The following is a 17,014-nucleotide window of genomic DNA, read 5'->3' as shown; positions in this document are numbered from 1 at the left end:
GTGGGCGGGCCGGGGCGGGCGCCCCCCCCGGGGGGCCGCGGCGCGGGGCCCCCCCCCCCCCCCCCCCCCCACGGCCGGGAGTCCGGCCTCGGCCACGATCGCCAGCGCTCGCCGCACGCCGCCGAGCGGCTGCGCCTTGACGACGAGGAGGTCCGCGGCGCCGGCGCGCGCGACGGCGAGGGGATCCGACGCCTTCCGCACGCTCTCGTCCGCCGCGATCGGGATGCCCATGTAATTCACGCGGCGGCGCAGTTCGGCGAGCTCCTCGACCGTGGCGCACGGCTGCTCGGCGTACTCCACGTCGAACTCGGCGAGGGCGTGGAGCGCCCGCTCGGCTTCGTCGACGTTCCAGGCGCCGTTCGCGTCGATCCGCACCCGCCCCTCCGGACCCATCTCCTCGCGCACCGCGCGCACGCGCTCGACGTCGTCCGACAGCCGCTGCCCGGCCTCGGCGACCTTGACCTTCGCCGTGCGGCAGCCGTCGAACCTGGCGAGGACGGCGGGGACGGATGCCGCGGCCACCGCGGGCACCGTGGCATTGACGGGGATCTCGTTCCGGACGGGCGCGGGCTGCGGCATCCATCCGAAGTCGATGGCGGCGGCCAGCCAGGTCGCCGCCTCGCGGTCGTCGTACTCGACGAAGGGCGAGAACTCGGTCCAGCCCTCCGGCCCTTCGAACACCAGCGCCTCGCGCACATCGACTCCGCGGAATCGCGTTGCCAGCGGGAGGGCGACGACGCGGGCGGAAGCGAGCAGTTCGGACAGCGGAGGGATGGCGTTGCTCACGCGACCCATCATGCCCGGGTCAGAAGTACCAGGTCTGATTCTGGACGGAGCGTCCGCGTGCGCCGTTCTCGCCGCTCGCTGAACTGCGCGCCGTGGCGACCTGCGCCTCGTGACGCGCCTGCGCCTCCTCGTGGGTGAGCGGCTTGCCGAACAGGGCGTGCCGGATGCGGGCGACGAGCGAGGGCTTGGCGGTCATGGTGGCCTCCTTCGAGTCATCGTCGCACGGCCGCGCATCCCCGGCAATCCTTCTTCGCTCAGCCGAGGCGCCCGTCTCCGGGCCGCTCGACACGCAGCCACGTCCAGCCGTACGCGGGCAGCTCGATGTCGACGCGACCACCGTCGTCGAGATCGCGACGGTCGGGGCCGAAGAGGTCGCTGAGCTGGGTGCCCTCCGGTTCGTCGCCCAGGGTCAGCTGCACGCGGGTCGGCTCCTCGGCGAAGTTGTGGAGTGCGATCATGCGTCCGACGTCGGCCGAGACCGAGTGGGCGAGCACCGCGGGGGCGTCGTGCTCGAGGATCTCGACCTCGCCCCACCCGATCTCGGGAGAGATGCGGTAGCGCGCCGCGAGGCGGCGGATGAACTGCAGCAGCGAGCCCTCGTCGTTGAGCTGAGCCGATGCGTTGACGTGCGCGGGCGCATAGCCGCCCTCGGGCGGCATCGCCGTCAGTCGTGACGGCGGGGCGGTCGAGAAGCCTCCGTTACGGGTGTCGTTCCACTGCATGGGCGTGCGCACAGCCAGGCGGCCGGGGATCTCGGGGTTCTCGCCCATGCCGATCTCCTCGCCGTAGAAGAGCACCGGGGTGCCGGGGAGGGAGAACAGGAGGCTGTAGACCATGCGGATGCGGCGCGGGTCGCCGCCGAGCATCGGAGGAAGCCGGCGGGTGATCCCACGCCCGTAGACGCGCTGCCGCTCGTCGGGCGCGAACGCCTCGAAGACCTCGTCGCGCTCCTTCTCGGTGAGCTTGTCGAGCGTCAGTTCGTCGTGATTCCGCACGAAGTTCGCCCACTGTGCCTCGGGTTCGATCGGCGGACGCGCGCGGAGCGCCTTCGCGAGCGGCCGGGGATCGGAGCGGGCGAGCGAGAGATAGAGCGCCTGCATGCCGATGAAGTCGAACTGCAGGGTGAGCTCTTCGCCCTTCCCGGCTCCGAAGTAGTCGAGCTGCTCCTTGTAGGGGAGATTGACCTCGCCCAGCAGCACGGCCTCCTTCGATCGTCGCCGCAGGAAGCGGCGCAGATCCCGGAGGTACTCGTGCGGATCGGCGAAGGCCTCGCCTTCGGGCACCTCGAGGAGGAAGGGCACGGCGTCCACTCGGAAGCCCGACACGCCGACCTGCAGCCAGAAGCCGATCGTCTTCGCGATCTCGTCGCGCACCGTCGGGTTGGCGATGTTGAGGTCGGGCTGGTGCTTGTAGAAGCTGTGGAGGTAGTACTGGCCGCTCTTCTCGTCGAGCTCCCACAGCGTGCTCTCCTCGCCCGGGAACACCGCGTTGACGTTGTTCGCCGGCGGTTCGTCGCGCCACACGTAGAAGTCGCGGAACGGCGAGGTCTTCGATCGACGCGCGGCGACGAACCAGGGGTGCTTGTCGCTCGTGTGGTTCACCACGAGGTCGACGATCACCCGGATGCCGTGGTCACGCGCCGTGCGCACCACCTCGACGAGGTCGCCGTGCGTGCCCAGCCGCGGGTCGACGCCGTAGAAGTCCGTCACGTCGTAGCCGTCGTCGCGGTCGGCAGTCGGGTAGAACGGCATGAGCCACAGGCAGGTCACACCGAGGTCGGCGAGGTAGCCGATGCGCCGGCCGAGGCCGGTGAAGTCACCGATCCCGTCGCCGTTCGAATCGAGGTAGGTCTCGACGTCGAGGCAGTAGACCACGCTGGTCTTCCACCACAGGTCGCTCGTGTCGGTGATCTTCACAGCGTCCTCCGCAGGGCCGGGAGCAGCTCGGAGGCGGCGCGGTCGAGGAAGGAGTTCTGGTCCTTGCCGACGTGGTGAAGGTAGACGCGGTCGAAGCCGATGCGGGTGAGCTCGGTGATGCGCTCGGCGAGGGATGCGGCATCCGAGTCCACCAGCACCGCCTTGCGCAGCTCGCCCTCGTCCGGCTCGCCGACGGCGGCGTCGAAGTCCTCGGGCTGGTCGAAGTCCCACGCCTGCGGGGGCCCGATCAGGCCGTTGCGCCACTGATCCTTCGCGAGGGCCAGGGCCGCGGCATCCGTCTCCGCCAGCGACAGATGGACCTGGAGGGTGCACGGTCCGGCGCCCCCCGCCGAGCGGTACGCGTCGACGACGCGGCGCAGCGCATCCGGCTCCTGCGCGACGGTGGCCAGGCCGTCGACCCGTCCGGCGAGCCAGCCGGCGGTCTCGGCGCTGACCGCGGCGCCGAACAGCGGGGGAGGCTGGGCGGGCAGCGACCAGATGCGGGCGCGGTGCACGCGCACATGGCCGTCGTGGGTGACCTCGTGGCCCGCGAGCAGGCGACGGATCACGTCGATCGACTCGTCGAGCCGTGCGTTGCGATCGTCCTTCGACGGCCACGGGTCGCCGGTGACGTGCTCGTTCATCGCCTCGCCGCTGCCGAGCACCGTCCAGAACCGCCCGGGGAACATCTCCTCGAGCGTCGCGATGGCCTGCGCGATCACGACGGGGTGATAGCGCTGTCCGGGCGCGTTGACCACGCCGAGTGAGAAAGACGTCGCGGCGAGCGCAGCGCCGAGCCACGACCACGCGAAGCCCGACTCGCCCTGCCGCACGCCCCACGGCGCCAGGTGGTCGGAGCACATCGCTCCGTCGAAGCCGGCGCGCTCCGCGCCGACGACGGAGGTCAGCAGAGCGCTGGGGGGGAGCTGTTCATGCGAGGCGTGGTATCCGACGAAGACCATCGTCCGAGTCTCGACGGGGATCCCGCTTGGCTCAAGGCACTTGCGGGCCAGGCGAGTGGGTCCCCGCAAACAAGGTGTCACAGCTTACAAAGTGTGATTGACGATAGTGTGTGTCACACAGTACAGTGTGAGCCATGAGCGAATCCGAGATCCTCGACACGCACCTGCAGGAGCTGCGGCGCGGCACGATCGTGCTGGCCTGTCTCCGCCTGCTCGAGCAGCCGGGATACGGGTACGGCCTGCTCGAACAGCTCGGGGATCGCGGATTCCCGACGGACGCGAACACCCTGTACCCGCTGCTGCGCCGGCTCGAGAAGCAGGGGCACCTCACGAGCGAGTGGAATACCGACGAGGCCCGGCCCCGCAAGTTCTACCGCACCAGCGCCGCAGGCTCCCGCCTCGCGGCCGCCCTCACCGACGAGTTCCACGCGATCGCCACCGCGATCGACTCCCTTCCGCAGGAGGACTGACAAATGGCAATGAAGACGACCCTGACCGACCGCTACGTCGCGGCCGCGATGCGCACCGTTCCCGAGGCGCAGCGCGCCGACCTGTCCGCAGAGCTGCGCGGCTCGATCGACGACCAGGTCGAGTCCCGCATCGCCGAGGGCGAGCCGCGCGATACGGCCGAACGTGCGGTGCTTACCGATCTCGGCGACCCCGACACGCTCGCCGCGGGCTACACCGACCGGCCGCTGTGGCTCATCGGCCCGCGCTACTACCTGACGTGGTGGCGCCTGCTGAAGCTGCTGTGGGCGATCGTGCCCGCGTGCGCCGCGTTCGGCGTCGCGCTCGGGCAGACGCTCTCGGGGGCTGGCGTCGGCACCATCATCGGCAACGTCGTGAGCGTCACGCTGAGCGTCATCGTCCACATCGCCTTCTGGACCACGCTCGTGTTCTTCATCGTCGAGCGATCCGAGCGGGGAACCGACGCCGGCGTCGTCAAGGACTGGACGCCGGACGACCTCCCTGAGCTCAAGGATCGTGGCGCCGGCCTGAGTGACCTGGTCGCATCGCTGATCTTCCTGGCGATCGCGGCCGGCGCGATCCTGTGGGACCACTTCGTCGGTGTCGTGTACTCAGCGCCGGAGGGCTGGATGCCCTTCCTCTCGCCGGCGCTGTGGCCGTGGTGGATCGGTGCGCTCTTCGTGCTCATGGTCCTCGAAGCGCTGCTGGCCATCTCGGTCCACGCCAAGGGCGGCTGGAACATGGGATCCGCGACCGTGAACCTGTTCCTGAACCTCGTGATCGCCGGCGGTGCGCTGTGGCTGCTCTCGCAGCAGCTGCTGGTCAACCCCGCGCTGTTCCCCACGCTCGTGCCCGAGGACGCTGGCACCGTGACCGCGGTCGTCACCACCGTGTTCGGATTCGGCGTCATCGCGATCGCCGCATGGGACTCCGTCGACGCCTACCTGAAGGCGTACCGCGCCCGCTGACGCAGGAGAAGGGCGGGTGGGATGCCGGAGCCCTCGGCCTCCCACCCGCTTAGGCTCTTCCCATGCCCCTTCTTGACACCCCCGTGCGCCTCGGCGTGCAGCTCGAACCGCAGCACGCCCCCTACTCCGCGTTCCGCGACGCCGTCCTCCGGCTCGAGGAGATGGGGGTCGACATCCTCTTCAACTGGGATCACTTCTTCCCCTTGTCGGGCGATCCCGAGGGGATGCACTTCGAGTCGTGGACGATGCTCGCCGCGTGGGCCGAGCAGACCGAGCGGGTCGAGTTCGGGGCGCTGGTCAACTGCAACAGCTACCGCAACCCCGACCTGCAGGCGGATATGGCCCGCACGATCGACCACATCTCGGCCAAGGGCGGCACCGGCCGCTTCATCTTCGCGACCGGCTCGGGCTGGTTCGAGCGCGACTACGACGAGTACGGCTACGAGTTCGGCACCGTCGGCTCGCGCCTCGACGACCTCGCCGACGGGCTCGCGCGCATCGAGGCGCGCTGGCAGAAGCTGAACCCGGCGCCGACCCGGCGCATCCCTGTGATGATCGGCGGCAAGGGCGAGCAGAAGACCCTCCGGCTGGTGGCGCGCCACGCCGACATCTGGCACAGCTTCGTGCGGCCCGACGACCTGGCGCACAAGCTCGGCGTGATCGAGCGATGGGCCGACCGCGAAGGGCGCGACACCTCGGGGCTCATCGTCTCGAACGAGCTCAAGCGACGCGGCGAGGACGTCGCCGACGAGCTGTACGACGCCGGGGTGCGGCTGTTCACGCTCGGCTTCGGGGGTCCGGACTGGGACTACGACCTCGTGAAGTCGTGGCTGCGGTGGCGTGACGCCAAGAACGGCGCGTGAGCGGCGGCATCCCGCGCCCTAGGCTGGAGCCCATGGTCTCGGAGCTCTTCGACGAAGCCGAGTGGATGCCGGCACCCGGCACCGACGGCTTCACCGACATCACCTCGCACGTGTCGAAGGACGGGCGCATCGCGCGCATCGCATTCGACCGGCCCGAGGTGCGCAACGCCTTCCGCCCGCACACCGTGGACGAGCTGTACCAGGCGCTCGATGCCGCGCGCCAGAACCCGCGGATCGGCGTCATCCTGCTGACCGGCAACGGGCCAAGCCCGAAGGACGGCGGCTGGGCGTTCTGCTCGGGCGGCGACCAGCGCATCCGCGGGCGCGACGGCTACAAGTACTCCGAGACGGACACCGTCACCGACCCGGCGCGCGCCGGCCGGCTCCACATCCTCGAGGTGCAGCGGCTCATCCGCTTCATGCCCAAGGTCGTCATCGCCGTGATCCCGGGATGGGCGGCCGGCGGCGGCCACTCGCTCCACGTGGTGTGCGACATTTCGATCGCGAGCGCCGAGCACGGGCGGTTCAAGCAGACGGACGCGGATGTCGGATCCTTCGACGCCGGTTACGGCTCGGCGTACTTCGCCCGGCAGATCGGCCAGAAGTTCGCGCGGGAGGTGTTCTTCCTCGCCGAGGAGTACTCGGCGCAGCGCGCCTACGAGATGGGTGCCGTGAACCGGGTGGTACCGCACGCCGAGCTCGAGCGCGAGGCGATCGCGATGGCCCGTACGATCCTCACGAAGTCGCCGACCGCGATCCGCATGCTCAAGTTCGCGTTCAACGCGGTCGACGACGGCCTCGTCGGCCAGCAGGTCTTCGCCGGCGAGGCGACGCGCCTCGCCTACGGCACCGATGAGGGCATCGAGGGACGCGATGCATTCCTCGAGAAGCGGGAGCCCGACTGGGCCCCATACCCCTGGCAGTACTGAAGCCATGAAACTCGAGCCCGTCAGCGGCGACGACCCCCGCGACATCCTGAGGGCATTGAAGAGCGCACTGCACGGCGCCGGTCCGGCGCTCGGGCTCGGCATGGTCAGCGAGCTGCCCGGCGACGTGCGGCCGGGCACGGCCGTCGTGGTGACGACCTCGGGATCCACCGGCGTGCCCAAGAGCGTGGTGCTCAGCCGCGACGCCCTCACCGCCAGCGCGCTGGCGACGGCCGACCGCGTCGGCGAGGGCGCCTGGCTGCTGGCGCTCCCCGCGAGCTACGTCGCCGGTCTGCAGGTGCTCGTCCGCTCGATCGTCGCCGATCGCGAGCCCGCCGTGCTGAGCGGATCGTTCACCCCCCAGGGGTTCGCGGCCGCCGCGCTGATGATGGCCTCGAGCGATCGAGGCCAGCGCATCCCGACCTACACGTCGCTCGTGCCGGCGCAGCTGTCGCGCCTGCTCGATGCGGCCGAGGACGACAGCACGGTGCTGACCGCCCTCCGATCGTTCGAGACGATCCTCGTCGGCGGGCAGGCACTGCCGCCGGTGACCCTCGAGCGGGCCGAGGCCGCAGGCGCGCGCATCGTCCGCACCTACGGCGCCACCGAGACCTGCGGCGGCTGCGTCTACGATGGCGTCCCGCTCCGCGGCGTGAGCCTGCGGATCATGCGCGGCGAGGTCCAGGTCTCGGGGCCGGTGCTGGCTGAGGGCTACCTCGGTGATCCGGAGCTGACGGACGCCGTGTTCCCCCGCACCCCCGACGGGGCCCGCTGGTACCGCACCGGCGACGCCGGCATCCTCGAAGACGGCGTCCTGCGTGTGCGCGGCCGGATCGACAACGTGATCGTCTCGGGCGGCGTGAACATCTCGCTGGACCGCGTCGAGCGCATCGTCCGCACCGTGCCCGGACTGTCGGGCGCGGTGGTCGTCGGCGTGCCCGACGAGCGCTGGGGCGAGGCATCCGTCGTCGTCGCCACCCGGGGTGAAGTGCTGCGCCGCAGCGAGTCCGTGCAGCTCGAAGAAGCGCGGGCCGCCGTCAAAGACGCGATCGGCCCGCACGCGCGCCCGGCGAGGCTCGTGCTCGTCGACGAGCTGGCGACCCTGCCGTCGGGCAAGCCGGATCGCGAGGCGATCCGCCGCGCCGTCGCGTCCCTTCACTGACGCGCGCGGGCCGACCGCTCGCCTCGCCCAGAAGATTCTTGCTGCCCAGAACAGGAGATCCGGCGGACGCAGGACGATTCCGCTGGAAAGATCCTGTTCTCGCCAGAGCTCCTGTTTTCGGCTGCGGATGCCTGGGCGAGGGCTCGTCGTGCCGCTCAGTGCCCGGGGTAGGGGCCGGTGTCGACCACGCAGAAGCGGTTGCCCTCGGTGTCTTCGAGCACGATCCAGTCGGCGTCGTCGGGGTAGTCGTGCCAGTCGACCTCGCGCGCGCCGAGCGTAAGCAGCCGGCGCACCTCTGCCGCCTGATCCTCGGCGTACAGGTCGAGGTGGATGCGCGGGGGATAGTGCTGCGGATACCCCGTGACCGACAGCGCGACGCTCGCGCCGGGAGACGCCCAGTCGGCCTTGTCCGGTGGGTCGAGGATGAGCCAGTCCTCGCTCGGCTCGCCCCTGTCCACGTAGCCCAGGGCGCCCCGCCAGAAGTCGGCGGCGCGGGCGATGTCCTCCACCGTCAGCACGATCGTTCCGATGCTCAGCATGGCTGTCATTGTGCGCCTGCAGGGCGCATCCGGCGAGGGGCTTGCGCGGGCGCGTGCCTGCAACCCGGCGTCGCCTCGGGGCGGCTCATCGCGGCGCCCTCTAGGATGGCGATTCGTGGCAGGCACCTCCAGCAAGAAGCGCAGGCATCCGGGTCCGAAGAAGCAGCCCTCCCGCGGCAACCCGCAGAAGGCGCGTCAGTCGGGTGATCCCCGCGCCGTCGAGCCGGCCACCGCGCGCGACTGGATCGGCGCGGCCCGCCTGCGCACGCTGCCCCTCGCGATCAGCCCCGTCGTCGTCGGCACCGCGGCCGCGATCCTCGTCGTCGACGTCTTCCATTGGGTGATCGCGCTGTTCTGCCTCATCGTGTCGGTGTCGCTGCAGATCGGCGTCAACTACGCCAACGACTACAGCGACGGCATCCGGGGAACCGACGACAACCGGGTCGGTCCGGCCCGGCTCACGGCGTCGCGCAAGGCGAAGCCCCGCGCGGTGCTGACCGTCGCGCTGGTGTTCTTCGCGATCGCCGCGGTCGCCGGGCTGGCGATCACGATCCGCACCCAGCAGTGGTGGTTCCTCGCTGTCGGCGCCGCGTGCATCCTCGCCGCGTGGTTCTACACCGGCGGCAAGCGGCCGTACGGCTACTACGGCCTGGGTGAGCTCTTCGTCTTCGTGTTCTTCGGGCTGGTCGCCACGCTCGGCACGACGTGGGTGCAGGCGTTCGCCCTGCCGCAGGAGGCGTGGTTCGGCGCGGTCGCCATCGGTCTGCTGGCGTGCGCCGTGCTCCTCGCGAACAACCTGCGCGACATCGACCAGGACCGCGCCTCGGGCAAGCGCACGCTCACGACCCTGATCGGCCGTACGGCCACGCGCTGGCTGTTCACGATCTTCGTGCTCGCGCCGTTCGTGATCGCCGCCTATCTCGCGCTCTTCTATCCGATCGCGTGGCTGTCGCTGCTCGTGCTGCTGGCGGGGTTGCCGGCCATCCTGATCGTCTGGACCTACCGCGACCCGCGTGAGCTCGTGGTCGCGCTCGGGCTCACGTCGCTGACTTCGCTCGCCTACGCGGCATTCTTCGCGTGGGCGCTCATCGGCTGAGCTCCCGCCGGGTGCCGGCGCACGCCGGGATCAGTCGCCGGAGCGGGACTCGGTCGAGCCGGCCGCGGCATCCTCTGCATCTTCGTCGCTCACCGCTCGCTCCGCGCGCGATCGATCACGGCGCTCGGCGATGCCTGCGCTCATCTCGTCGAGCGGACGACGCAGGAACAGCATCGACAGGCTCAGGCCGATGAGCGCGGCGAAGATCGCGGCGAGCCAGTAGTACTCGCGCATGATCGGCAGCAGCATCAGCAGGCCGAACGGCACCAGGAAAGCGAGGAGCCGCAGCACCGTGTACACGAGGGCGGAGCGGGCTTTCACGCGTCCATCGTAATCGAGCCCGCGGTGCGCTCCGGCGGGGCGGTCCTGCCAGACGACGGTTCGGTCACGACAGGGCCGCGTTGCACGATGCTCGCCTAGGATGGGGAGCATGACACGGGCCCTGCTCATCCTGGCCCTGGTGGCGACGGCTTTCTGGGTCTATACGATCGTGGACTGCGCGGTGCAGCCTCCCACGAGGCACCGCGGTGTGAGCAAGCCGATCTGGATCCTCATCGTCGTGTTCATCCCCGTGCTCGGCGGTGTCCTGTGGCTTCTCGTCGGCCGCACGCGCCGTGCCACGCTCGCCGCGCGGCGAGCGCCCGACGATGATCCCGAGTTCCTCGGACGCATCGGCGTGGTGAGCGACCAGGACGAGCGCATCCGCCGCCTCGAGGAAGAGCTCGCACAGCTCGACGCCGAGGCCGACGACCCGCGGTGGAGCATCGACGGACCCGACGCCGCAGCCGGACCCGCCACGGCAGACACGTCGCCGGCCGCGTCGGCACCGCCGGCCGACACCCCCGCTGATCCGCCCGTCCGCCCGTCGGACGAAGGTGACGAGCGCGGCCAGCGCGGAGCCGTCAACTGACCGAGATCAGCGGTGGGAGCGGACTCGCCTCCGCCGCCACCGATGCCGCCGCGGCGCTGCTGTGCCGACTGGTCGAACTCGGCGTCGAGCACATCGTGCTCAGCCCGGGATCGCGCTCGCAGGCGCTCGCCCTCGTCGCCGCCGAGCTCGAGCGGCGTGGAGCGGTGCGTCTGCATGTGCGCGTGGACGAGCGCGTTGCCGGCTTCACGGCGCTCGGCATCGGACGCGAATCACGGATGCCGGCGGCCGTGGTCTGCACGTCCGGCACCGCCGTCGCGAACCTCATGCCCGTTGCGCTCGAGGCGCACCACGCCGGTGTGCCGCTGCTGCTGCTGACGGCTGACCGGCCTCCCGAGCTGCGCGGTGTGGGGGCGAACCAGACGACACGGCAGCCGGGCATGTTCTCGCCGAGCGTGCGCTACGAGGCCGACCTCCCGGTGCCCGAGGGGTGCGACACCGAGGGCGACGAGGAGCAGAGCGTCATGCTGCGGCGGGTCGCCGAAGAGGCCGTCGCCGCAGCGCTGGGGGAGGGCCTGCGCTCGGCCGGGCCCGTGCACCTCAACCTTCCCTACCGGGAGCCGCTCGCCGGCGACCTGCCCGCGTGGTTCGGCGTGCCGACCGCGGAACTCGCCTCGACCGCCGGCGATGACCCCGACGGTCCGCCTGCTCCCGACCCGGCGACCGAGGACGAGGCATCCGGTGCGCTCTATCAGGGCGGCGGTGGGATCGGCGTCTCGGACGTGCCCGATGATCCCGAGGAGCAGCCGTTCGTCGTCGTGCGCGGCCCGCGCACGGTCGTCGTCGCCGGATCCGACGCCGGCCCAGACGCCGAGGTGCTCGCGCATGCGGGCGGGTGGCCGCTCATCGCCGAGATCGTCAGCGGTGCTCGCTTCGGCCGGTACCTCGTCCACGGCTACCGCGCGCTGCTGCGGGCTCCCGAGCTCGGCGGACGCGTGGAGCGCGCGATCGTGCTCGGCCATCCGACTCTGAGCCGCGAGGTGGCCGCGCTCCTCTCCGACCCCGAGGTCGAGGTCATCGCGCTGCGCGGGCCGGGCGAGCCGCTCAACCTCAACGGTGCCACGACCGCGGTCGACACCGTCGCCGTCGCAACCGGCGACGCCGACCGGGAATGGCTCGGCGCCTGGCTGCACGCGTCGCGCGAGGCATCCGTCGATCTCGCTCCGCCGCCACCCGACGCCGAAGGGCTCACGTCCGCGGTGCCGCAGGAACGGCTCGGCGCGATCGCCGCCGAACTGGCGGCGGCGCGCGCACCGATCGACCGGGCCGTGCTCGCCGACGCGGTGTGGCGCGCGACCTGGCCGCACGACCGGCTGATGTTCGGCTCCTCCCGCCTGGTGCGCGTCGCCGACGACCTGCTCGGTGGCAAGAAGGTGCCGGTGCATGCGAACCGCGGCCTCGCCGGCATCGACGGCACCGTCGCGACGGCGACGGGCATCGCGATCGCGAGCCAGACCGCCGGGCGTCCCGGCGTCACGCGCGTGCTGCTCGGCGACCTCGCGCTGCTGCATGACGTCGGTGCGCTGCTCCTCCCACCCGGCGAGACCGAGCCGCGCATCCAGGTCATCGTCGGCAACGACGGCGGTGGCACGATCTTCGACGGTCTCGAGGTCGCCGGAGTCGCCGGTGCGGACGCTATGGACCGCGTGCTGTACACGCCGCATTCGGTGCGACTCGAGCACCTGGCGCTCGCGTACGGCTGGGAGTATCAGCGCGTCACGACCCGCACCCAGCTCGACCAGGCCCTCACGGCGCCCGCCGGCGGGCGGCAGCTCATCGAAGTCCCGCTCGCGCGGTAGCGCGGCATCCGCTCGCCTGCTCTTCGGCACGCCCGGTTCGCGTGACACCGGACGGAGACACGCCGCGGCCGGCCGCCGCTCGCACCCCGCGCGGCGTGTCTCCTGAATCCGGCACGCGCGGACCTGGCCGGGGTCGGCATGATGGGCACATGATCGCGAAGAGTCAGAAGCACTGGTCGGGCGATGTCGCAGACATGCTCCGCGTACGAGAGGGCTTCGTGCTCGCCGACGTCGATGCGCAGGCCACGCCGGGATACGAAGAGGACAAGGTGCAGGCCGCCGAAGATCTGGCGGCAGGCTCGATGCAGCTCGACGAGTACCAGGAGCGCCTCTACGCCCGCAGCCGCGTCGATGCGACGAACGCCGCCGTGCTGCTCGTGCTGCAGGCGATGGACTCCGCGGGCAAGGGCGGGATCGTGCGTCACGTCGTGGGCTCGGTCGACCCGCAGGGCGTATCGATCACCGCGTTCAAGAAGCCGACGCCCGAGGAGCTCGAGCACGACTTCCTCTGGCGCGTCGCGAAGCGGGTGCCCGAGCCGGGCATCATCGGCGTCTTCGATCGGTCGCACTACGAGGACGTCCTGATCGGCAGAGTGCGGGAACTCGCCCCGCACGAGGAGATCGAGCGGCGCTACGGCGCGATCAACACGTTCGAGGAGCAGCTCGCCGGCAGCGGGACCCGCGTGATCAAGGTGATGCTGCACATCTCGTCGGACGAGCAGAAGGCGCGGCTGACCGAGCGGCTCGACCGCCCCGACAAGCACTGGAAGTACAACCCCGGCGACGTCGACGAGCGCCAGCTCTGGCCGCAGTACATGGACGCCTACCAGCAGGTGTTCGAGCGCACGTCCACCGATCACGCGCCGTGGTTCGTCGTGCCCGCGAACCGCAAGTGGTACGCGCGCCTCGCGGTGCAGCACCTGCTGCTCGAAGCTCTCGAGGAGATCGACCCGCAGTGGCCGAAGGCGGACTTCGACGTGGAGGCCGAGAAGAAGCGCCTTGCGCTGACCTGACGGCACGACCTGCGCTCACCGCGGCACCACGCCCCGCGCCGCCCAGGCGGTGGCCGTCACGGTGAACGGCCCGGCGGGCATCGACTCGACGCACCGCTCGCGGACGAGCCCGCGCTGCTCCTCCGACAGCGCCTGCAGCTGCCTGCCGGCGGGGGAGACCCCGAGCGTGTACGGCTCCCACCACTCGTCGAACCCCGCGTAGTCGACGGCGACGGACAGCTCGGATTCCTCGACCTCGGTGCAGCCGGCGCCCCGCAGGAGGGCAACCAGGTCGCCGGACGCGGCGCCCACGCGGTCGGTCTCGTCATCGATTCCCTCGACCACGGCCGAGAGCGCCGAGAAGAACGTCGACTGCGGTGCGCGCCGCCCCGGGAAGTCCCACACGCAGGCCGCCACGACACCGCCGGGGCGGGTGACGCGCACCATCTCGCGGGCGCCGGCGGCGGCATCCGTCATGAAATGCACGACCAGTGACGCGAGCGCGGCGTCGAACGTGTCGTCCTCGAACGGCAGCGCCTCGGCCATGCCGTGCCGCACGTCCGCCCACGGGTGCCGGTCGTGCGCGGCCGCGACGAAGCTCTCGGACGGATCCACGCCCGCGACCTCGTCGGGGCCGAACCGTCGAGACAGCACCGCGAGCAGCGCGCCCGGACCGCAGCCGACGTCGAGCGCGCGGCCGTGCCCGGGCAGTCGCGCCCACTCGGCGAAGGTCTCGGCCAGCGGCGTGGAGTAGCGCCCCATGAACCGGTCGTAGGCCTCCGCCGCCACATCGAACGACATACCCGCAGTCTAGGACCGGGGTGGTGGATCGGACATAGAAGCATGTTGCATGGAGTATTAGATCTGATACAGTACCCGACATGGCAAAGGACGACGCGTTCGCAGCAGACCTGCTGCGCGGCCACACCGACACGATCGTGCTCGGCGTGCTCCGGCGGGGCGACCGGTACGGGTTCGAGATCTACAAGACGATCCGCGACGCGACCGGGGGCGGCCACGAGATCAAGGAAGCCACTCTCTACGCCACGTATCGACGTCTCGAGAAGGACGGACTCGTCGAGTCGTACTGGGGCGACGAGACGCAGGGCGGCCGCCGCAAGTACTACCGCATCACCGACGCCGGTCGCGCGGTCTTCAGCAGCAACGTCGCGGCGTGGAACGCCACCCGCCGCATCATCGACTCGCTCCTCGACGCGAAGGGCACGGAGAAATGAGAGAGAACACCGACATCCACCGCTTTCTCGACGAAGCGTTCCGGAGCATCGAGATGACCGCCGACGCGCAGGACCTCAAGGAGGAGATGCGTGCCAACCTGCTCGCACGCGCCGCCGAACTGGAGGAGGCGGGCAGCACGCCTGCGGATGCCGCTCGGCGCGCGGTCGCGGAGTTGGGCGACGTGCGTGATCTGGTCGCCGAGTCGACGGATGCCGCAGCCGCAACGCCGCGCGAGGACTACGCGGCCCTGCAGCAGCGCCACCGGGTGAAGCTCGAGGTCGGCTATGTCGTGCGCGCCGTGGTCTGGTCGCTCGCCGCGATCGTCGGCATCGTGCTCGGCGTGCTCGGGGCGACCGGGGTCCTCCCGCTCGTCGCCGGGCCCCTCATCGGACTCTTCGGCATGGCGTCGACCGGACTCGGACTCCTCGTCGGCGATACCCTCGCGCAGGAGACCACGACGAACCACCCGATGCCCGAGAACCGGGCCGGCGGCTTCGCCGGCGCGACGTTCCTCGCCGCGTACGGCGTGGCCTTCGGATTCATGGTCGCCGTCGGCGCGCTGCCGGTATGGTGCGTCGTCTTCGCCGCGCTCGGCGTGATCGCGTCGATCATCCTGTTCGCCTTCCTCGGCGCGAGCCAGACCAACCGGCACAAGGCATGGACGCGCCAGGCGCTCGCCCGCGAGCCCGCCAACCGATTCGAGCGCGAGCCCGAGACCGCGGCGCGATTCGGCCTCTACACCGTCGCGATCTGGATCGTCACTTTCGCCGTCATCGCGGTGCTCGTCTTCACCGTGGGCTGGTGGTGGGCGCCGCTGGCGTTCGCCGGCGGCTTCGCGGCCATGATGCTCGTCCTCGCACGGATGCTCTTCGCCCCCGACAAGACGTCCTGACCCGCCGGCTTCGCGGTCATGTGCGCGGCGGCTTGCGCGGCGGCGGACGCGTGCGCAGAATCGGATGCCGCGGCCGCCACGCCGCGTGGCCGGGCACGAACCCCGGCGTGTCGCCACGATCTCCGATGTTGCGGCACACGACCGGGCGTCAGCGGCGTCCGGCGCCCCGGCCTCAGGCGAGGGCGTCGACGATCGGGCGGAACTTCACCCGGGTCTCGAGCAGCTCGGTCTCGGGGTCGCTGCCGGCCACGATCCCGGCGCCTGCGTGCGCGACGACGGGGATGGTCTCGCTGTACTCGGCGAAGCGCCGCGCCGGCTCCGCGCCGATCTGGGCGCACCGCAGCGCGATCGCCCACTCGCCGTCGCCGTGGGCGTCGACCCAGCCGACCGGGCCGGCGTAGCGGCGGCGGTCGAACGGCTCGAGCCGGCGGATGACCTCGAGCGCGGCATCCGTCGGCGTCCCCGCCACCGCCGCGGTCGGGTGAAGCGCCGCGACGAGGTCGAGCGCGGAGGCGTGGTCGGCGATCTCGCCGGCCACGTCGGTCGCGAGGTGCCAGAGGTTGGGCAGTTCGAGCGCGAACGGCTCATCGTCGGCGCGCACCGAGCTGACGTGCGGGGCCAGGGCATCGAGCACGCTCTGCACGGCGAACTGGTGCTCGTCGAGGTCCTTGCCGCTGTGCGAGAGGCGGAAGGATGCCGCGGCGTCGTCGTCTGCGTCGGCGCCGCGCGGGAACGTCCCCGCCAGCACCCGGGCCGTGACTTCGCCGCCCGACACGGTCACGAGCGTCTCGGGGCTCGCACCGATGAGGCCGTCGACCGCGAAGGTCCAGGTGTCGAGATAGCCGGTCGACAGCGCACGCACGAGCCGGCGAAGGTCGGAGCCGGCGGGAACGGTTCCCACCAGGTCGCGGGCGAGCACGACCTTGTCGACCTCGCCGGCGGCGATGACGTCGAGCCCGGCGCGCACGGCGGCCTGGTAGCCCTCGGGGTCGAGCGCGCCCGGGCCGAGGGTGGCCGACCAGTACGGACCGTAGGGCACGGGCTCGGCCGGCGGCTCGGGCAGCTCGGTGTCCGACCAGCGGATGCGGGTCATCCACGAGCGTCCGTCGCGCCGTCCGACGACGAGCTGGGGGATGATCAGGCGGCTGGACGCCTGCGAGCGAGCGTCGAACACGAGGGTGCCGAAGGCGACGAGGCCGGTTCCATGCAGTCCGATCGGGTCATCGATCTCGGCATGGGCGCAGAGCCCGCGCCACCAGTCGGCCGGGCTCGGCTGCCCGGCCCCGGGAAGTGCCCCCGGAAGGCCGGTCTCGTAGCCGCCGACCGTGCCGATGCCGACGATTCCCTCGCCGCGCCGCAGCCAGGCAAGCGGGGAACCCGGATCGGTGTACGACAGCAGATCGTCGACCGTCGCGAACTCACGGGTCTCGACCACCAGCTTCGGCGGGCGGAGCGAAGAGGTCACACGTCAAGCCTAGACT

General features: G+C 71.1%; 19 protein-coding genes. 11 read left to right on the top strand and 8 right to left on the bottom strand.

The window, feature by feature from the left end; genetic code table 11:
* The 4 genes from MK786_RS09885 to MK786_RS09870 all read right to left on the bottom strand — a co-directional run.
* On the bottom strand, positions 1-786 hold a 786-nt coding region (locus MK786_RS09885), incomplete at its 3' end, for an o-succinylbenzoate synthase (RefSeq protein WP_241112060.1).
* Between the two features lie 19 nt (positions 787-805).
* Positions 806-982: a hypothetical protein gene (locus MK786_RS09880; protein ID WP_241112059.1), complete on the bottom strand. Its 177-nt coding sequence runs from the start codon at positions 980-982 to the stop codon at positions 806-808.
* A 58-nt stretch (positions 983-1,040) separates the two neighbouring features.
* Positions 1,041-2,702 carry an alpha-amylase family protein gene (locus MK786_RS09875; protein ID WP_241112058.1) on the bottom strand — a complete coding sequence of 554 codons (1,662 nt, stop codon included), beginning with the start codon at positions 2,700-2,702 and terminating at the stop codon, positions 1,041-1,043.
* Complete coding sequence (locus tag MK786_RS09870) at positions 2,699-3,664, bottom strand: TIGR03885 family FMN-dependent LLM class oxidoreductase (protein ID WP_241112057.1); 966 nt, start codon at positions 3,662-3,664, stop codon at positions 2,699-2,701. The genes MK786_RS09875 and MK786_RS09870 overlap by 4 nt, the downstream gene beginning before the upstream one ends.
* A gap of 134 nt (positions 3,665-3,798) precedes the next feature.
* Between MK786_RS09870 and MK786_RS09865 the strand changes: the two genes are divergently transcribed.
* The 5 genes from MK786_RS09865 to MK786_RS09845 all read left to right on the top strand — a co-directional run bounded on the left by MK786_RS09865 (position 3,799) and on the right by MK786_RS09845 (position 8,051).
* Positions 3,799-4,134: a PadR family transcriptional regulator gene (locus MK786_RS09865; protein ID WP_191763904.1), complete on the top strand. Its 336-nt coding sequence runs from the start codon at positions 3,799-3,801 to the stop codon at positions 4,132-4,134.
* A gap of 3 nt (positions 4,135-4,137) precedes the next feature.
* Positions 4,138-5,100 (top strand): permease prefix domain 1-containing protein, encoded by a 963-nt coding sequence (locus tag MK786_RS09860; RefSeq protein WP_241112056.1) that lies wholly within the window; start codon positions 4,138-4,140, stop codon positions 5,098-5,100.
* Positions 5,101-5,162: 62 nt separating this feature from the next.
* Positions 5,163-5,963, top strand: coding sequence for an LLM class F420-dependent oxidoreductase (locus MK786_RS09855; RefSeq protein WP_241112055.1), 801 nt, complete (start codon positions 5,163-5,165; stop codon positions 5,961-5,963).
* Positions 5,964-5,995: 32 nt separating this feature from the next.
* Entirely contained in the window at positions 5,996-6,892 is an 897-nt protein-coding gene (locus tag MK786_RS09850) for a 1,4-dihydroxy-2-naphthoyl-CoA synthase (RefSeq protein WP_241112054.1), read from the top strand.
* 4 nt (positions 6,893-6,896) lie between these two features.
* Positions 6,897-8,051, top strand: a complete 1,155-nt coding sequence (locus MK786_RS09845; protein ID WP_241112053.1) for an AMP-binding protein — start codon at positions 6,897-6,899, stop codon at positions 8,049-8,051.
* 155 nt (positions 8,052-8,206) lie between these two features.
* Here the strand turns inward: MK786_RS09845 and MK786_RS09840 are convergent, their stop codons facing one another.
* The gene (locus MK786_RS09840; protein ID WP_241112052.1) at positions 8,207-8,590 is read right to left on the bottom strand and encodes a VOC family protein; all 384 of its coding nucleotides are present in this window, start codon (positions 8,588-8,590) and stop codon (positions 8,207-8,209) included.
* A gap of 115 nt (positions 8,591-8,705) precedes the next feature.
* On the opposite strand from MK786_RS09840, the gene MK786_RS09835 reads away from it, so the two are divergent.
* On the top strand, positions 8,706-9,686 hold the full coding sequence (locus MK786_RS09835) for a 1,4-dihydroxy-2-naphthoate polyprenyltransferase (RefSeq protein ID WP_241112051.1): 981 nt from the start codon (positions 8,706-8,708) through the stop codon (positions 9,684-9,686).
* Positions 9,687-9,716: 30 nt separating this feature from the next.
* On the opposite strand, the gene MK786_RS09830 is transcribed toward MK786_RS09835, so the two are convergent.
* Positions 9,717-10,007 (bottom strand): DUF4229 domain-containing protein, encoded by a 291-nt coding sequence (locus MK786_RS09830; RefSeq protein WP_241112050.1) that lies wholly within the window; start codon positions 10,005-10,007, stop codon positions 9,717-9,719.
* Between the two features lie 109 nt (positions 10,008-10,116).
* Between MK786_RS09830 and MK786_RS09825 the strand changes: the two genes are divergently transcribed.
* The 3 genes from MK786_RS09825 to MK786_RS09815 all read left to right on the top strand — a co-directional run bounded on the left by MK786_RS09825 (position 10,117) and on the right by MK786_RS09815 (position 13,426).
* Complete coding sequence (locus MK786_RS09825) at positions 10,117-10,596, top strand: PLD nuclease N-terminal domain-containing protein (RefSeq protein WP_241112049.1); 480 nt, start codon at positions 10,117-10,119, stop codon at positions 10,594-10,596.
* 5 nt (positions 10,597-10,601) lie between these two features.
* Positions 10,602-12,413 (top strand): 2-succinyl-5-enolpyruvyl-6-hydroxy-3-cyclohexene-1-carboxylic-acid synthase, encoded by a 1,812-nt coding sequence (gene menD / locus MK786_RS09820; RefSeq protein ID WP_241112069.1) that lies wholly within the window; start codon positions 10,602-10,604, stop codon positions 12,411-12,413.
* 149 nt (positions 12,414-12,562) lie between these two features.
* Positions 12,563-13,426, top strand: coding sequence for a polyphosphate kinase 2 family protein (locus MK786_RS09815; protein WP_241112048.1), 864 nt, complete (start codon positions 12,563-12,565; stop codon positions 13,424-13,426).
* Between the two features lie 15 nt (positions 13,427-13,441).
* Here MK786_RS09815 and MK786_RS09810 read toward each other — a convergent pair whose 3' ends face one another.
* Positions 13,442-14,206 carry a class I SAM-dependent methyltransferase gene (locus tag MK786_RS09810; RefSeq protein WP_241112047.1) on the bottom strand — a complete coding sequence of 255 codons (765 nt, stop codon included), beginning with the start codon at positions 14,204-14,206 and terminating at the stop codon, positions 13,442-13,444.
* Between the two features lie 80 nt (positions 14,207-14,286).
* Between MK786_RS09810 and MK786_RS09805 the strand changes: the two genes are divergently transcribed.
* Together MK786_RS09805 and MK786_RS09800 are read left to right on the top strand one after the other, a co-directional pair.
* Positions 14,287-14,640 carry a PadR family transcriptional regulator gene (locus MK786_RS09805; RefSeq protein WP_241112046.1) on the top strand — a complete coding sequence of 118 codons (354 nt, stop codon included), beginning with the start codon at positions 14,287-14,289 and terminating at the stop codon, positions 14,638-14,640.
* Positions 14,637-15,533 (top strand): permease prefix domain 1-containing protein, encoded by an 897-nt coding sequence (locus MK786_RS09800; protein ID WP_241112045.1) that lies wholly within the window; start codon positions 14,637-14,639, stop codon positions 15,531-15,533. Before MK786_RS09805 ends, MK786_RS09800 begins: the two co-directional genes overlap by 4 nt.
* A 172-nt stretch (positions 15,534-15,705) precedes the next feature.
* Here MK786_RS09800 and MK786_RS09795 read toward each other — a convergent pair whose 3' ends face one another.
* The gene (locus tag MK786_RS09795) at positions 15,706-16,998 is read right to left on the bottom strand and encodes an isochorismate synthase MenF (RefSeq protein ID WP_241112044.1); all 1,293 of its coding nucleotides are present in this window, start codon (positions 16,996-16,998) and stop codon (positions 15,706-15,708) included.
* Positions 16,999-17,014 lie beyond the last annotated feature (16 nt).

This window comes from Microbacterium sp. CFH 31415 (assembly GCF_022538185.1).
In the GTDB taxonomy this organism is placed as follows: Bacteria; Actinomycetota; Actinomycetes; order Actinomycetales; family Microbacteriaceae; genus Microbacterium.
Note: the sequence above shows the minus strand (reverse complement) of the source record. Positions and strands in the feature narration are given on the sequence as shown.